The sequence below is a fragment of the Actinobacillus arthritidis genome, assembly GCF_029774155.1.
In the GTDB taxonomy this organism is placed as follows: Bacteria; Pseudomonadota; Gammaproteobacteria; order Enterobacterales; family Pasteurellaceae; genus Actinobacillus; species Actinobacillus arthritidis.
The window spans coordinates 1,305,811-1,323,150 of sequence record NZ_CP103833.1 but is presented as its reverse complement, the minus strand read 5'-3'; the positions used below and the strand labels follow the sequence as shown (position 1 = coordinate 1,323,150).

Below are 17,340 nucleotides of genomic sequence, written 5' to 3'. Positions count from 1 at the left end.
AAAAAAGTAACCCTCGCCCCTTGTGGGCGAGGGTCGATTTTTCTTCGTTTAGAAGAAAATTAACTATACCCCATCATTCTTAATAAACTACGAGTATATTCAATCGCTTCGCTACGATTTGCCACACCGATTTTTTGATACAGATTACGAATATGCGTTTTAATCGTGGTTATCGCCACCACCAATTCTTGTGAAATTTGTTCATTGCTGTAACCTGAATAAATTAAACCGAGTACCTGCCATTCTCTCGCAGTAAGCGGGCTAATTTTAAGTAATTCCGGTACTTGTGGATTCTTCAATAAGTTGGCGACAAATTCTTCATCAAAATGTGCAAATTTATGGCGATTGTGCTGATTAATACTCCGCAAAATAAATTGAGCTTTATGGGTTGAAAGTTCATCCAGCACATTAATTTGTAATAACTGGCGAATTTGTTGTGCCATTAAATCACCTTCAATCACAAAAGCACTAATAAAATTAGTTTGTCGCGTCAGATTTAACGCTCGGATCAAATCTTTTTGCGCTAGATCCATTCTCCCTTGACGATAGAACACTCGGTTACGCAAAATTAATGCTCGTTGCGTATCGCTGAGTAAATTAAACGTTGCAGAAGTTTGTAACAATCGATTAAGAATATGCAATGCGTGTTCAAAATTATCCTGTAACAAATAGCAACGAGCAATATTACGCCATTGACGTTGTAAAAAGTGATTATTATCTTGTTCCGGAAAATTGACTTGCGTGAGCCAACTCTCTAAATGCGACTTATCATCACTAATTTGCCAATACAACATCTGTACTTCGTCAAAGGTTGAACGCCAATCCCAATGTACCGCTTGAGCAATAATTAAATTGCGACATTGTTCTATCAAGCGTTCGGCGTTATTTAAATCGCCTTTAGTCAGCGAAACCTTTGCCAATAACGCTAAACAATGGGCTTGTTCCCCCTCTTTTTCTAAAACTTCGATACCGGCATTTGCCATCGCTTCTGCTTGGTCTAAATGATGCCATTCCCATAGAATCTGACCTTTTAAACGCAATAAAAACTCGTGCATTGGGATTTGGTGTAAATGTTGTGCTTGCAAAGTAGTGTCTTTTAACAAATCATAGGCAGACTGCCAAAAACCTTGTGCCGATAAAATTTCTGCTTGTTGTAGCTTCGACCATAACCATTGATGATAGGCTCTTTGCTCCAATGCCATTTTTTCGACTTTCTGCATTTGGACTAAACCTTCTTTCAAATAACCACGGCAATGTTGTGCTTCTCCGATAATAGAGTTTGCCACAATTTGTGCATAACCAAAATCAGATGACAAATGAACAAGTGCCTGTTTTGCTAAATTATAGGCTTGCTCATCATTCCCCTCATTAATCGCGACCTGTGCTTTTAAGGCATCAAAACGTGCTTGTAAATCTGCAACAAGCGGTTGATTTGGCTGAAATTTTTGTAAAATGCCCGATACTTCTTGATGACGATGCTGACTCTGTGCAAGCCATGCTTTTAACAGCACTAAATTGGAATCTTGCCACAATCGTTCTGAGGGGAGTAACGTTAAACAATCTTCCAATAATTTAAGTTGTCCTTGATGGAACAACGACCAACCATGTTCTTGTAAAATGGTATAAAGTGTTTGAGAATCGTCCAACATCTGTGCATGATAGAGTGCTTCGGAGCCATAACCCAATTTCAACCACATCATTGTCGCAATTTTATGTAATTCTTGCCATTCATAAGGTAATTCCAAACGACAACTTTGAGCGAGATAAGAGGCTAAAATCGGATGAAACTTCCACCAAATTTCACCATCATCATGCAATATACGTTGAACAAATAACCCCATTCTTTCTAATTCATCGAGCTTTTTTACACCGCTTTCATCTGCCGTTAATGCTACAACTAATTTCTCGTTCATCGAACGCAAAATCGCACAACGTTGCATAAATAACTTAATTTCCGGTTCAACATAATGAAACACTTCTTCATTTAAATAATCGGCGATATGTTGCTGATTCAGTTTTGCAAATAACTTTTCGGAGGCTCGTAACAATTCGGGATTTTTCTTGACTGCAAAGCTGACCAACTGTAATGCAGTCGCCCAACCTTCCACACGATCACAAAGTGAAAAGATCTCATCATCTGTCAGCTGTTCATTAAATTTTAATGCTAAAAATTGGCGAGTTTCGGTCGGTGTAAATGCAAGTTGGTGAACATCAATTTCTAATAGTTGCTCATGGATTCGTAAATTGGTAATACTTAACGGAGGAGTTAAACGTGATAAGACAATCAAGCTCATTGTCTGCGGCTGATGCTTTAACCAAAAACGAAGTGCATCGTGAATTTCGCTATTTTCAATATGATGATAATCATCTATCACTAGGTAGAAATGGCTACGTACCTGAGAAAGTTGAATAAGTAATTGGGAAAAATAATCAACCAGATTATTTTGATAAGTGATACCGGCAAAAGACAAATCAGTCGCATGAGAAAGTGCGGCAGTAAAATAAGCGGAGAATTGCTCTGCTTTATTATCACTTTCATCAAGTGAATACCAGCCGATACGCTGATTCTTTGTCAGTTGTTTTTCTTTCCATTGACAAACCAATGTCGTTTTACCATATCCTGCCGGTGCAATCACAAGTGTCATCGGATAAAATTCCGCTTTATTTAATTCATTTAATAAAGATGTTCGCTCAATCGTTTCATTATCTTTAGTAGAACGATTAGCTTTACTGGAAATCAATTTTGTCGGAATTAATCTTGAAAACGTTTGTTGCATCTTGCCTCCACTACATAATATAAATAGATTCTAACAATTTTCCGGTTCTGTGGGTAGCGGATATAAAAAAGCCACTGAGAGCAAGGACACCCTCAATGGCAAAAGATAAAATGAAAAAAACATCTATTTTTTGGAGGAAACTTGTTTTAAGAAAATCTGACGAGGTGCAGTAAGTCCCAATTGTTCTGCTTCATTCACTAAATTCATCGCTTTATTGATATCGTTATTTTTAAGCGCCGTCATAACTGCTTCATTAAAATATTGTTCCGTAGTTTTCTCTACAGATTTCAATTTTGCATTTTTTTGTGTATTTTTAACCGCTTTCGCTTCCATTCCAACCGGTTGAGAAGCTGTCGGTTTTGCTTCAAATAATGCTCCGCCGTTCACTACGTTGCCTAACCCAACAAATTGCGTACTTTGAACGCCATCGACATTAATTTGAATTTGACCGGAATTAGAATGTTTTACCATTAAATCGGCAATTGCCGGCGGTTGATTACCTTTTGCTTTTTCATATAGTTTTGCCGGATGAGTAAATTTAGTTTGTCCGCTAAGGTCTTTCTCTGTTGTGTAGAGTAATAAATAAATAAAATCTTGTCCGGTTGTCGGTGTTAAACTTAATTCGGCTTGGATTTGTCCGCCTTCAAATCCCCTTTCTTCCACAACTTTAAATTGTGATGACGGATAAGTTAATGATTCATTAAAATTAGCATCTAATACCAAAATATTCGGTATAAAAATATGATCATTATCTACAACCAAACTGCTCACTTTGATTTTCAACGTACCTTGATTTGCCGGGATTTTATAACCGACTACCGCACTATTTGTTCCAGCTAACGTTTGACTAAATGAACGAATTTGCTCTTTTGATAACTCGCTAACCATTTTTTGTGAGAAAGTAACATCTTGCCAACCAAAACGACTAAGTTCCGTTTTTGAGGGTGTACCAGCAATAGCAACTGATGCAAATAATACACTTGATAAAAATACTGCGATTTTGGTTTTCATAAATGCCTCTCTAAAAATTACCTGTTACATCATATAAAGGGGCGTAATATATACGCCCCAAATGGCTCAATTACCACCATGCTTCAAATTGAACACCACCGATAAATTCGCCGTCTTTTGCTTTATAGCCAGCGTCTGTACGATTTGCTGTGTTAAATTTGTCGTTCCAATGTGCATAAGTACCAAATACACGGATTGCCGGACGAGCCCAAATACTGTTACCCGCTTGCCATTGTTGTGCAATGGTATATTTCATTAGATCATTTTTCTTGCCGGTTGCTTGATCTTTAATACGGTCATAACCCACTTCTAATAAGGTACTCATTGTATCGTTCCATTTATACATTGGACGAACACCTGCAGAGTACCAAGTTTTACCTCGTTTATTATCTAAGTCTGTTTTTTCGTAGATTAACGCATACATTACTTCTACTTTATCGCTTGCTTGCACAACACCTTGATTGATTAAACGAAGCATATCACCTTTATTATTTGCAGAACCGCCTTGTGAGTGACCGGTACTCCATGATGTCATCGCATCTTTGGCATATTGTGCGGTAAATTTATTGAAACCACCGAAGAAGTTGCCTTGAGTATGTTCAATAGTTGCCATATAACCATGTTTGGTCGCATCTTTTTCATAGATTGCACCGTCTTTAGTATGTGCATTACCAAAGTCAAAACCAATTTCTAATGAACCGTCTTTATTCGTTTCAAGACCGGCTAAACGGATATCGAATACATCGTTGTAAACATCTTTATTTTTATCTTGGCTACTTTGCCATTTTTTAGTCATTGGATCATATTTCCAACTATACGCACCATCTTTTTCAGTATTACGAGTTACCGCTAAAGAGAGTTTACCGAAACCAAGGTCAATATTTTCAACCCCTGCACCCGGACCTGAAATATCCCAGTAGTAGAAGTCATTCATATGTACATCGTGACGTTGGTAGAAACGTTTACCGGCCCACAATGTAGCCCCCGGCAAGCTGTCTGCAAAGTTTTTGAATTGAACATTCACTTCACGAAGTGCTGGATCTGTTGCTTCCCAGTCAACTTGTTGATTAACAGAATAAGCAACATTAGTATCTAAATAAATAGATTTTTCGCCATTTTTATAAAGCTCTTGACCTAATTTCAATTCAGTATAGGTTTCTGCTTCATTACCTAAACGGTATTTTGAACCGCCACCATTCACAGTAAATGCAGATTGTTCACCGCCACCAGAAGTCCAACCGATACCGGAACGTGCATAACCGTGGAAATCAACCGCTAAGGCACTGGTTGAAAGTAAAGCACTTGAAACTAAAGTCGCTAACATCGTTTTATTGAGGTTCATAGGAAGCTCCTTCTCTTTTCAGATAGTTTTTTCATTATTAAAATTTAAGGGAAGCCCTTAATAACATTTATACGCCTTGTTCGACAAATAAACGTTTACACGCAGTGCCATCTTCACGGAAAAGATGACAACGATTCGGATTAATACCAATCGACATTGCATCACCTTCTTTTACTAATACAATGTCATTTTGACGATAAACAAGGCTCTGTTTAATCGGAGGCATTTCAATATGTACTTGGGTTTCATTACCTAGTTGCTCTACGACTTTTACTGTACCGGAAATAGAAACTTCACTTTGTTCACTCGGTAATAAATGTTCCGGACGAATACCTAACGAAAGATTATCTCCGACTTTCACACCGTCGCTTTCAACCGGAACCCAAAAATTTAAGTGTGTTGAATCCGGTAATTCAATTTTTACCCCTCCCTCACGTACATCGATCACGCGTACCGGCAAGAAATTCATCTTAGGTGATCCAATAAAACCTGCGACAAAGCGATTTGCAGGATAATGATAAAGTTCTAAAGGTTTACCGACTTGAGCAACATTTGTTGAAAGATTACTGCCGGCAGACAATGCTTGTAAAACAACAATTTTATCGGCGAGGGTCATTGCTTCGATTTGATCGTGAGTAACATAAATCATTGTTCTACCAAGTTTTTTATGTAACTTTGAGATCTCGACACGCATTTGAACGCGTAAAGCCGCATCAAGGTTTGAGAGAGGTTCATCTAATAGAAATACTTCAGGCTGAGAAACTAACGTACGACCGATAGCAACACGTTGGCGTTGACCACCCGATAATTCTTTCGGCTTGCGTGTCAGTAAATGGGCAAGTTGTAAAATTTCCGCAACTTGATTCACTCGTTGTTCGATTTCTTCTTTTTTAGCACCGGCAAGTTTTAAGCCGAATGACATATTTTCTGCCACATTAAGATGGGGATATAATGCATAAGATTGGAATACCATACCAATATTACGATCAGCTGGCGGTACATCGTTCATCCTTTTTTCACCAATAAAAAGATCACCTGAAGTAATATCTTCTAATCCGGCTATCATTCTCAGCACCGTAGATTTACCACAGCCTGACGGTCCGACAAAAACAACAAACTCACCATCTTTAATGTCTAAATTAATATCTTTAGAAATATGGACATTACCATAGGATTTACATACATTAACCAATCGAACATCAGTCATTTTATTTCCCCTCATATTTTTGAGTTTCGGACTCTGAAATCCACAACTTGATGAAACTTGGCATTAGTTTACCTATTTACACTTTTTATACATCATACTTTCAAAAAAATTTTTCATTTTTATAACAATGTTTTTGATATGTTTTTTTCTTATTTTTTGTGAATTTGATCACAAAAATATTAGTGAAAAACGTGATCAATTTCACAAAATATCGTAATTACAAAAATTCTGTGAACTAAATCAATAAATTAATACTTGGGGATGAGATAGGGGGAGGATGAAATACAAAGTAAATTTTTTCATTATTTACCGTGAAAATAGCTAAATTTATTAGCTTTTGAATATCAAAACCAACTGAGGGACATCCTATGAAAAAATTAACTAAAACCGCATTAGCTGTATTAGCAGGATTATGTATTGCTCAAGGCGTAAATGCTAAAATTGTTGAAGGACAATTAAATGTTTGGATTAACGCCGATAAAGGTTATAACGGTTTAGCTGAAGTGGGTAAAAAATTTGAAGCTGAAACGGGCGTAAAAGTGATTGTAGAACACCCAAGTAAACTTGAAGAATTATTCCCACAAGTTGCATCAACCGGTGATGGTCCTGATATTATCATTTATGCTCATGACCGCTTTGGTGGTTATGCACAAACCGGCTTACTCGCTGAAATTCAACCAAGTGCAGAATTTAAAGCAAAACTCTCGGATATCGGTTGGGAAGCAACGAAATATAACGGCAAACAAATTGCTTATCCTATTGCCTTGGAAGCTATCTCTCTTATCTACAACAAAGATTTAGTACCTACTCCGCCAAAAACATGGGAAGAAGTTGAAAAATTAGATAAAGAATTAAAAGCAAAAGGTAAAAGTGCAATTATGTGGAATTTACAAGAACCGTATTTCACATGGCCGGTTATTTCATCCCAAGGCGCTTATGCCTTCAAAGTTACATCAAATGGTTATGATGTAAAAGATATTGGGGTCAATAATGAAGGTGCACAAAAAGGCTTACAATATGTGGTTGATCTTGTAAAAAATAAAGTTATTAGTGCAGATATGGACTATGCTGTTGCAGAAGCCGCATTTAATAAAGGTAATACGGCATTAACAATTAACGGTCCTTGGTCTTGGTCAAATATTGAGAAAAGCAAAATCAATTACGGTGTAGCCGTGCTTCCGACTTTAAATGGCAAAGCATCTAAACCATTCGTGGGTGTATTAAGTGCAGGTATTAATGCTTCCAGTCCAAATAAAGACTTAGCGAAAGAATTCCTTGAAAACCATTTATTAACTGATGCCGGCTTAGATACGGTAAACAAAGATGTTCCTTTAGGGGCTGTTGCACTTAAATCTTTCCAAGAAAAATTAGCGAAAGATCCACGTATTGCCGCAACAATGGCAAATGCGGAAAATGGTGAAATTATGCCTAATATTCCTCAAATGAGTCGTTTTTGGTATTCAGAAAAAGCGACTATCGGCAATGCAACTACTGGTCGTCAATCAGTAAAAGCCGCACTTGATGAAGCTCAAGCAAAAATTGAGAAAGAATAAATATTCTCATCTCACAGGTGGGTCTTAGGACCCACCGTTATCTTTATCATTTTTCACAAAGATGATGAGCTTAATCTCATCCTATTTTTGCTCCATTCTTAGGGGAAATTCTATGCAATCATTCAACACCGTTACCCCTTCTCAATCTTGGGCAAAACGCCTATTTATTGGGTTACTTTACCTACTTTCTTTTTATCTTGTTTTCACTATCTATCTCCAAGGCGAAATTTTATTTGCATTACTTGTGTTAGTAGTTGTTACTGCTGGTATCTATATTTTCTCTAACCAATCAACTTATCACTGGCGATATGTTTATCCCGGTGTAGCGGCAATGGGAATATTCGTTCTATTTCCGCTCATTTGCACCGTTGTTATTGCTTTCACAAATTATAGCGGTTCAAATCAATTGAATTTTGAACAAGTTCTCCGACAATTACAAAGTCAAACCTATGCGACCGGTGAACGTTTAGATTTCAAACTGCTTGAATCTGATAATAACCAATACCGAATCGCATTAACAAGTAAAGAATCGCAAAAAAATTATCTTTCCGAACCGCTTGCATTAAATGATTTAGAAACCGAGATCAAATTAAATGAGGTGGAACAATTTCCATCAGATAATATTGCTCCATTAAAAGCGATTACACAAAATCGCCAAAAATTGCAATCCGTGAATCTTGTTCTTCCTACTGAGCAAAGACTCACAATGAGTTCTCTACGCCAATTTGCAGAGCAAAAATCTCGTTATACTTATGATGAAAACAATGAAATTTTAACAAATAATGAAACGAAGGAACGCTATAAAGCAAATGATGAGATCGGTTTCTTCCAAAAAATAGATGAACAAAATAATTTTATAGAGAGTAGATTAGAACCGGGTTATACCGTCACGACAGGTTGGCATAATTTTGTCAAAATATTAACTGATGACGGTGTACAAGAGCCATTCATTAAAATCTTTATTTGGACAGTTGTATTTGCACTATTAACGGTTATTTTTACTACTTTACTCGGAATGATCTTTGCGGCTCTCGTACAATGGGACGCATTAAAAGGTAAAGCTGTCTATCGATTATTATTAATATTACCTTATGCTGTACCGGGCTTTATTTCAATCTTGGTATTTAAAGGATTATTCAATCAAAGTTTTGGTGAAATCAACTTAATACTCAATCAATTATTTGGTATCCGCCCTGAATGGTTTAACGATCCTTTCTTAGCTAAAGCAATGTTACTTATTGTGAATACTTGGTTAGGTTATCCGTATATGATGATTGTATGTATGGGTTTACTTAAAGCCATTCCACACGATTTATATGAGGCTTCAGCAATTGACGGTTCAACCGTATGGCAGAATTTTACAAAAATTACTATGCCATTATTAGTAAAACCACTTATGCCGTTAATGATTGCAAGTTTTGCTTTTAATTTTAATAACTTTGTATTAATTCAGTTATTAACTAACGGCGGTCCAAATATGGTCGGCACAACAACACCGGCAGGTCATACCGATTTACTGGTTAGTTATACCTATCGTATTGCATTTGAAGGTAGCGGTACACAAGACTTTGGTTTAGTGCTGCAATCGCAGTTATCATCTTCTTGTTGGTGAGTGGATTAGCATTATTCCAAATCAGAATGACAAAATTATCACAAGATTAACCAAAGACACCCCCTCCGTATGTTGAGGGGGGAAAACGAGGATATAAATTATGGCTATTGTTCAACCTAAATCAATGAAATTGCGTTTATTTTCAACGCATCTTTTTCTCATTATTTTTTGTGCGTTAATTTTATTTCCAATGCTGATGATTATTGGTATTTCATTGCGTCCAGGTAACTTGGCGATTGGTGAATTGATTCCAAGTGAAATCTCACTTGAACACTGGAAACTTGCTCTCGGTATTAGCGTTACTCATACAGACGGTACTACTACTCCACCACCATTCCCTGTTTTACTTTGGTTATGGAATTCAGTTAAGGTCGCAAGTATTACGGCGGTAATTACATTAGCACTTTCTACAACTGCAAGATATGCTTTTGCACGCTTACGCTTTGCCGGTAAAAGTTTACTCCTGAAATCAATGTTAATTTTCCAAATGTTTCCGGCTGTTCTTTCATTAGTAGCGTTATATGCTTTATTTGATCGTTTAAGTGATTATGTGCCGTTCCTTGGATTAAATACACACGGTGGTGTCATATTTGCTTACTTAGGCGGTATCGCTATGCACGTTTGGACCATTAAAGGTTATTTTGAAACCATTGATAAATCTCTCGAAGAAGCAAAGCACTTGATGGTGCAAGTCCATGGCAAACATTCCGTTTAATTTTGCTTCCACTTTCCGTACCGATTCTAGCAGTTGTATTTATTCTCTCATTTATCTCAAGCATTATTGAAGTACCTGTTGCTTCACTCTTACTACGAGATGTTGATAACTACACACTTGCTGTAGGTATGCAACAGTATTTACACCCACAAAACTACCTTTGGGGTGACTTTGCTATCGCCGCTATCTTATCTGCTATTCCAATCACGCTTGTCTTCTTATTAGCACAACGTTGGCTAGTCGGTGGATTAACTGCCGGTGGCGTAAAAGGATAAAAGCTGGAGGGTTTACCCTCTGCTTTACAAAAATAAGTAAAAAATAATCGCTTATGAGCTACCCCTCTAAAGTTATAAAAGGAAGATCACAATGAAATCGCTCCACCCATACCTTAATCCTTATTTTTTTGATGAATACGGTCGCCGTTGTTATGCAACAAAAGAGGTTTATCGCAAAATTGCGAAGCGCTTAGGTTCGCCTAAAAGTCACCAAATTTTACCACCTGTAAAAGTGACAACTGCCGGACAAGCGGTCTATATTCGACTAAATATTGCAAACAGTAACAAATATTTACAAGCTCGCTGGCAACTTCAATTAGAAAACGGCGAACAAATTTGTGGTAAAGTTAAACGTAATACGATTAATCTTCCTGCCGATCTGCCGTTGGGCTATCATCAGTTACAACTTGAAGGAAAACTCTCGTTAAGCTGTCGTATTATTATTACGCCTCAAACTGCTTATCAACCAAAAGAATTAGAACTGAAACAAAAATTATGGGGTGCGATTTTACAACTCTATACTTTGCGTTCCGAGCATAACTGGGGTGTAGGCGATTTTAGCGATTTAAAAACATTTTTAACGAATATTGCCGCAAAAGGTGGTGATTTTATTGGTTTAAATCCAATTCACGCACTTTTCCCATCTAATCCTGAAGGAGCAAGCCCTTATAGCCCCTCTTCTCGTTTATGGCAGAATATTATCTATATTGACGTAAATGCGGTCGAATCATTCCAACAATCTGCAGAAGCACAAGCGTGGTTCCATTCTGATGAAACCAAATGGTTATTAGGTGAAGCCAGAGGAAAAGATTATGTCGATTACGCACAAGTTATACGTTTAAAATTACATGGCTTACGCTTGGCGTTTAAATATTTCCTCACTCAAGATCAAACCGATTTTGAACAATTTATCCTGCAAAACGGCGAATCACTCAAAATTCAAGGTACGTTCGATGCACTTCATCAATGGTTATCTGATCAATATAGTGAACAATGGGGTTGGAATTACTGGGCAAGCGAATATCAAGATTACCACTCCGATGCGGTATGTGCTTTCCAAGCGGAACATAAGGAATTAGTTCATTTTTATATGTGGTTACAATTTGTTGCACAACAACAACTTAAAGAATGTAACCAGCTAGCTAAATCATTAAATATGCCAATCGGTTTTTATCGAGATCTTGCAGTTGGTGTCGCAGACAACGGAGCTGAAACGTGGGCGGATAAAGAATTATTCGTGCTAGACGCTTCTGTTGGAGCACCACCGGATATTATGGGACCTAACGGACAAAATTGGGGACTTTCGCCAATGCATCCGGAAGTATTACAAGCGAGAGGATATCAACCATTTATTGATTTATTACGTGCCAATATGCAAGATTGTGGTGCATTACGGATCGATCATATTCTTGGTTTTGCACGTATGTGGTGGGTAGCAAAAGGCGATTCAGCCAAAAACGGGGCTTATGTACGTTATCCATTAGATGATTTATTAGCGATTCTTGCCTTAGAAAGCCAACGTAACCAATGCTTAATTATTGCTGAAGCTCTCGGAACCGTACCGAAAGGTATGCTACAAAAATTAGAAGATAAAGGTATTCTCGCTTACAACATTTTCTATTTTGAATGGGATCAACATGGTAGTAAACCATTAGCGAATTACCCATATCAAGCAATGACCACATTAAGTACACATGATTTACCAACGATACAAGGTTATTGGAAAGGATATGATTTTGAGTTAGGAGAAAAATTCGGTGTCTATCCAAGTGAAAAAATATTAAATATATTAAAACAGTCTCGCCATTTTAATAAAGAAAATATTCGCAAAGCAGTAGAAGCCGTTCAATATTTAGAACCGGATAGTGCCGGTGTGACAATTGATTTTCCACATCAATTACAAAGCTATGTCGCTGATACGAATAGTGCATTATTTGGTACGCAACCGGAAGATTGGCTAAATATGTTAGAACCGGTCAATATTCCCGGAACAAGTGGAGAATATCCAAACTGGCGTAGAAAATTAAGTCATTCTCTTACAGAAATCTTCTCTAATGAGAAAATTCAGACATTACTTGATACATTTGAACATAAGCGTAACAAGTAAACGTATCAACATAGAAAAACAGCCACAAGAAATTGTGGCTGTTTTTATGCAATAAAAGTAGCAACATTGTACAAAAAATTTGAAGTTATTCACATTTCTTACATAAATACCCATTTATACTAACGAACTTAATTTACTTTATTCACGTATCTTACTAAAATATAACGCCTTTTGGCTATTTATGATTCCAAACTTAAATTTATAAGGTTACCTTCTATGTTGTGGTTTTTCTTTTGTGTGGCAGTCCTCGTACTTGGCTACTTTGTCTATGGTAAAATCATCGAAAAAATTTTCGTGATTAACCCGAAAAAAACGACGCCTGCTTATTCTATGAATGACGGTGTTGACTATATGCCGATGTCAAAAACAAAAATTTGGCTGATCCAGTTATTAAATATTGCCGGTACAGGTCCGATTTTTGGTCCTATTCTCGGTGCGTTATACGGGCCGGTAGCAATGCTTTGGATCGTAATCGGTTGCATCTTTGCCGGTGCGGTACATGATTACTTCTGCGGTATGTTAAGTATCCGTAACGGCGGTGCGACAATGCCAGCTTTAGCAGGTAAATTCTTAGGTCGCCCAGTTAAAGTATTTATCAACGTAATGGCATTAATTCTTCTATTATTAGTCGGCGTGGTATTCGTTGCAAGTCCAGCTCAGTTAATGGCAACCATTACGATGGATGTATTCGGCGCTAGTGGCGGTACATTACAATTAAATGATGCAGAAGCGATTCACCAAGCAGTTGAAGCTGGCGGCATTACCGTTTGGGGTATGGATAAAGCGACTGTGATTTCCGTATGGACACTCATCATTTTCGCATACTATATTTTAGCAACATTACTTCCTATTGATAAAATCATTGGTCGAATCTACCCATTCTTCGGTGCATTATTACTATTTATGTCGGTAGGTATGGTATACGGTTTAATCACTGCTCACTTTAGTGCAACTGATCCAATCGAATTTTTCCGTACGATTAATGCGGATGGTCAAGGTTTAACTTGGGACAAATTTACTCAAAACTTCCAAGTCAAAGGTGATGTTCCGATTTGGCCTTTATTATTCTTAACCATTTCTTGTGGTGCATTATCTGGCTTCCACGCAACACAAACTCCGTTAATGGCACGTTGTGCAGAAAATGAAAGCGAAGGTCGTTTCATTTTCTACGGTGCAATGATTACCGAAGGTGTTATCGCATTAGTATGGTGTATGGTGGGTCTTGCATTCTATGAAAACCCACAAGCATTACAAGATGCAATTTCAGCAGGTTCACCATCTAAAGTGGTTTATGACAGTTCATTACACTTCTTAGGCTTTGTCGGTGGTATCTTTGCAGTGTTAGGTGTAGTAGTATTACCGATTACTTCAGGTGACACAGCATTCCGTGCGGCACGTTTACAACTTGCGGAAATCTTCAAAATTGACCAACGTTCATTAACTAAACGTTTAATGATTGCAATACCATTATTCGCATTAGGTTTTGTTGTATCAAAAATCGACTTTAGCATCTTATGGCGTTACTTCACTTGGGCAAACCAAATGACAGCAATGGTAATGCTTTGGACTGCGGCGGCATACTTATATCGTTATAAAAAATTCCATTGGGTATGTTCAATCCCTGCATGGTTTATTACAACAGTATGTGCAACCTATTTATTCTACAACAAAATTGGTTTCGGTTTAGATTATCAACTTTCAGTTTACTTAGGTTTAGCGACGACAGTGATTTGTATCGTATTATTCTTCACCATGCTTAAACCATTAGGCGAACGAGATGAAGATGCTTATGTAACAAACTAATCTTGATTAACATATTAAAAGCGAGGAAAATTTCCTCGCTTTTTTATTTTTTAACGATTCTCTTATATGCAATTCTTTGATACTCACACTCATTTAGATTATGTTTCTGAAAGCCTTAATTTTCCCGTTTCTCAACTCGTTAAAAACGCTGAATATTCAAAGGTAACACGCATTTTGATTGTATCCGTCTTTGCAGAAAATTTTGCAAAAGTGATCGCTTGTGCCAAGCAAATGCCGGATAATTTAGTTTATGGGTTAGGGCTTCATCCGCTTTATATCCAACAACATAGAATCGCAGATTTAGACAACTTAGAATCCTTATTAGCCCAACGAGATCCTCAATGTACCGCTATTGCAGAAATCGGTTTGGAAAGAGCTGTCGAACAGCTTTGTACTGATGAGCTTTGGCAAAAACAATGTGAGTTTTTAGAGGCTCAACTTGCGTTTGCTAAGCGGTTTAAATTACCGCTAAATCTACATTCTCGCCGTAGTCATGATCAGCTTTCCGTCTTTCTAAAAAAAGCGAAATTGACCAATACCGGTGTGATCCACGGCTTTGCCGGTAGTTATGACCAAGCGAAACGCTTTGTTGATTTAGGCTATAAAATCGGTGTAGGCGGCACGATTACTTATGCACGAGCGAATAAAACCAGAGAAGCAATCCGTAAATTACCTTTGGAAAGTTTATTATTAGAAACTGACTCGCCTGATATGCCGGTCTTTGGTTTTCAGGGCGAACCCAATCGTCCGGAACGACTCGCTGTAAGTTTCCAAGCGTTATGTGAGCTACGTAATGAATCTCCGCAAGAAATTGCTGAAACAATTTGGAATACGAGTGAGAAGCTATTTTGGCAAAAATAATCCTAGAAATAAAAAAACGGATACCCAAGTATCCGTTTTTTTATTTCTTATTTTGATTCAAACTATCGCATTGTTACAAATTCTTCCGAACCTGTTGGGTGAATTGCTACAGTATTATCAAAATCAGCTTTAGTCGCTCCCATTTTAATTGCTACCGCAAAGCCTTGAATCATTTCATCCACGCCGAAACCAATGCCGTGTAAGCCGACTACTTTCTGTTCTTTACCGACACAGACTAATTTCATTCGGCAAGGTTGGCGATGTTGAGTGACTGCGGTATACATGGCGGTAAATGAAGATTTATATACTTTCACATTTTCCGCACCATATTGTTCAATCGCTTGCGGTTCAGTTAAACCAACCGTACCAATCGGCGGATGGCTAAAAATAACAGTCGGTACTAAATTGTAATCCAAATGCTCATTCGGTTTATTATTAAATAAACGTTCGGATAAACGACGACCCGCGACAACCGCTACCGGCGTTAATTCAATACCACCTTCGATAATATCGCCGACCGCATAAATATTCGGTACATTAGTATTTTGGAATTTATCCACGATAATTTGACCTTTTGCATTGGTTTTTACACCAACTGCTTCCAGATTAATTTTATCACACGTCGGTTCACGACCGATTGCCCAAATTAAGCAATCAACCGTTGCTTCACGTCCGTCTGCTAATTTTAACACGAATGAACCATCTGCATTTTTACTGACTTCTTGTGGAATCGCTTGGGTATGTAAAGTAATGCCGTCCTGTGCTAATACTTCCACTAAGGTTTCAACAATTAATGGATCTTGATTACGTAACGGTGCATGCTGGCGTACAAACAAATGCGTTTCAGCACCTAAACTGTTTAACACACCGGCAATTTCAACTGCAATATAACCTGCACCGACTACTGCAACACGTTTAGGTACTTCACGTAATGCAAAGAAACCGTCCGAATCAATACCGTATTCCGCACCCTTTACAGCCGGAATAGATGGGCGACCGCCGGTCGCAATCAAAATATGATCTGCAGTAACTTGCTCAGAACTGCCGTCCGCATAAGAGACTTCAACCGTTTTTGCGTCCACGAATTTTGCAAAACCGTTCAATACATCAACGTTATTTTTAGCTAATACGTTATTGTATGAAGTATGAATACGTGAAATATACGCCTCACGGCTTTCGATTAATTTGGCAAAATCAAAGTTATTGAGCGTGACATCAAAACCGTAATCCGGTGCATAGCTATTAATTGCTTCGGCAATATGCGCACCGTAGAACATTACTTTTTTCGGCACACAGCCGACATTAACGCAAGTTCCGCCTAAATGTTTTGCTTCTACAATCGCACATTTTTTGCCGTAACTTGCCGCACGATTAATAGAGGCAATACCACCACTACCGCCACCAATCGCTAGATAATCATAGTGTTTAGTCATAATCTTTTCCTACATAAATAAAGAATAAAAGCGGTTCAATTCTAACCGCTTTTTGTAAAAATGCATTAAATTATTGTGGTACTTTAATGATGTTTTGCTGTAACCGAGTGTGAGATTTTGTCGGTATAAGCCATTGCAACCGCTGAAATCAAGAAAGTCACATGAATAATTACCTGCCATTGCATAGTTTTTTCATCCAAATTACCGGCATTAATAAAGGTCTGTAATAAATGGATCGATGAAATACTGATAATTGACATACCTAGTTTCACTTTTAATACTGAAGCATTTACGTGATTAAGCCATTCCGGTTGATCCGGATGATCATCTACTCTTAATCTCGAAACGAATGTTTCATAGCCACCGACGATAACCATAATTAATAAGTTAGCAATCATCACGACATCAATGAGATTTAATACCGTCAACATAATGGTATTTTCGTCCATCACACCAAGGTTCACAATTAAGTTGTAGAGTGATTTCATAAACTTATAAGCGTAGATACCTTGCACAATGATTAAACCTAAATAAATCGGCACTTGTAGCCAACGGCTGGCAAAAATAATCTTACTTAAAATCGAATTATTAACAGGTTGCATACATCCTCAAATATAAAATAACAATAAAAAAGCGGTCTAATT

10 protein-coding genes and 2 pseudogenes are annotated in these 17,340 nt (G+C 37.6%); 6 read left to right on the top strand and 6 right to left on the bottom strand.

The window, feature by feature from the left end; all coding sequences use genetic code 11:
- Positions 1 to 59: 59 nt before the first annotated feature.
- The 4 genes from malT to malK form a co-directional block, all read right to left on the bottom strand.
- Positions 60 to 2,777, bottom strand: coding sequence for an HTH-type transcriptional regulator MalT (gene malT, locus NYR89_RS06050; protein ID WP_279445124.1), 2,718 nt, complete (start codon positions 2,775 to 2,777; stop codon positions 60 to 62).
- A 123-nt stretch (positions 2,778 to 2,900) separates the two neighbouring features.
- Entirely contained in the window at positions 2,901 to 3,788 is an 888-nt protein-coding gene (gene malM / locus NYR89_RS06045) for a maltose operon protein MalM (protein WP_279445123.1), read from the bottom strand.
- A 70-nt stretch (positions 3,789 to 3,858) separates the two neighbouring features.
- Positions 3,859 to 5,130 (bottom strand): maltoporin, encoded by a 1,272-nt coding sequence (locus NYR89_RS06040; RefSeq protein WP_279445122.1) that lies wholly within the window; start codon positions 5,128 to 5,130, stop codon positions 3,859 to 3,861.
- Between the two features lie 67 nt (positions 5,131 to 5,197).
- Positions 5,198 to 6,337, bottom strand: a complete 1,140-nt coding sequence (gene malK / locus NYR89_RS06035) for a maltose/maltodextrin ABC transporter ATP-binding protein MalK (protein ID WP_279445121.1) — start codon at positions 6,335 to 6,337, stop codon at positions 5,198 to 5,200.
- Positions 6,338 to 6,705: 368 nt separating this feature from the next.
- Between malK and malE the strand changes: the two genes are divergently transcribed.
- From malE to NYR89_RS06005, 6 genes and pseudogenes are all read left to right on the top strand, one after another.
- Complete coding sequence (gene malE / locus NYR89_RS06030) at positions 6,706 to 7,890, top strand: maltose/maltodextrin ABC transporter substrate-binding protein MalE (RefSeq protein WP_279445120.1); 1,185 nt, start codon at positions 6,706 to 6,708, stop codon at positions 7,888 to 7,890.
- A 112-nt stretch (positions 7,891 to 8,002) separates the two neighbouring features.
- Positions 8,003 to 9,552 (top strand): annotated as a pseudogene (gene malF / locus NYR89_RS06025) (maltose ABC transporter permease MalF).
- A gap of 50 nt (positions 9,553 to 9,602) precedes the next feature.
- A pseudogene (malG, locus tag NYR89_RS06020) lies at positions 9,603 to 10,492 on the top strand (maltose ABC transporter permease MalG).
- A gap of 91 nt (positions 10,493 to 10,583) precedes the next feature.
- Positions 10,584 to 12,599, top strand: coding sequence for a 4-alpha-glucanotransferase (gene malQ, locus NYR89_RS06015; protein ID WP_279445119.1), 2,016 nt, complete (start codon positions 10,584 to 10,586; stop codon positions 12,597 to 12,599).
- Positions 12,600 to 12,815: 216 nt separating this feature from the next.
- The gene (locus NYR89_RS06010; protein ID WP_279445118.1) at positions 12,816 to 14,402 is read left to right on the top strand and encodes a carbon starvation CstA family protein; all 1,587 of its coding nucleotides are present in this window, start codon (positions 12,816 to 12,818) and stop codon (positions 14,400 to 14,402) included.
- 66 nt (positions 14,403 to 14,468) lie between these two features.
- On the top strand, positions 14,469 to 15,263 hold the full coding sequence (locus NYR89_RS06005; RefSeq protein WP_279445117.1) for a TatD family hydrolase: 795 nt from the start codon (positions 14,469 to 14,471) through the stop codon (positions 15,261 to 15,263).
- A 62-nt stretch (positions 15,264 to 15,325) separates the two neighbouring features.
- Here NYR89_RS06005 and gorA read toward each other — a convergent pair whose 3' ends face one another.
- Entirely contained in the window at positions 15,326 to 16,696 is a 1,371-nt protein-coding gene (gorA, locus tag NYR89_RS06000; RefSeq protein WP_279445116.1) for a glutathione-disulfide reductase, read from the bottom strand.
- Positions 16,697 to 16,779: 83 nt separating this feature from the next.
- Positions 16,780 to 17,298: a TIGR00645 family protein gene (locus NYR89_RS05995; RefSeq protein WP_279445115.1), complete on the bottom strand. Its 519-nt coding sequence runs from the start codon at positions 17,296 to 17,298 to the stop codon at positions 16,780 to 16,782.
- Positions 17,299 to 17,340 lie beyond the last annotated feature (42 nt).

Coding starts and splice junctions, on each gene's coding strand:
- malT (WP_279445124.1), bottom strand. CDS start 2,777: ATGCAACAAACGTTTTCAAGATTAATTCCGACAAAATTGATTTCCAGT.
- malM (WP_279445123.1), bottom strand. CDS start 3,788: ATGAAAACCAAAATCGCAGTATTTTTATCAAGTGTATTATTTGCATCA.
- NYR89_RS06040 (WP_279445122.1), bottom strand. CDS start 5,130: ATGAACCTCAATAAAACGATGTTAGCGACTTTAGTTTCAAGTGCTTTA.
- malK (WP_279445121.1), bottom strand. CDS start 6,337: ATGACTGATGTTCGATTGGTTAATGTATGTAAATCCTATGGTAATGTC.
- malE (WP_279445120.1), top strand. CDS start 6,706: ATGAAAAAATTAACTAAAACCGCATTAGCTGTATTAGCAGGATTATGT.
- malQ (WP_279445119.1), top strand. CDS start 10,584: ATGAAATCGCTCCACCCATACCTTAATCCTTATTTTTTTGATGAATAC.
- NYR89_RS06010 (WP_279445118.1), top strand. CDS start 12,816: ATGTTGTGGTTTTTCTTTTGTGTGGCAGTCCTCGTACTTGGCTACTTT.
- NYR89_RS06005 (WP_279445117.1), top strand. CDS start 14,469: ATGCAATTCTTTGATACTCACACTCATTTAGATTATGTTTCTGAAAGC.
- gorA (WP_279445116.1), bottom strand. CDS start 16,696: ATGACTAAACACTATGATTATCTAGCGATTGGTGGCGGTAGTGGTGGT.
- NYR89_RS05995 (WP_279445115.1), bottom strand. CDS start 17,298: ATGCAACCTGTTAATAATTCGATTTTAAGTAAGATTATTTTTGCCAGC.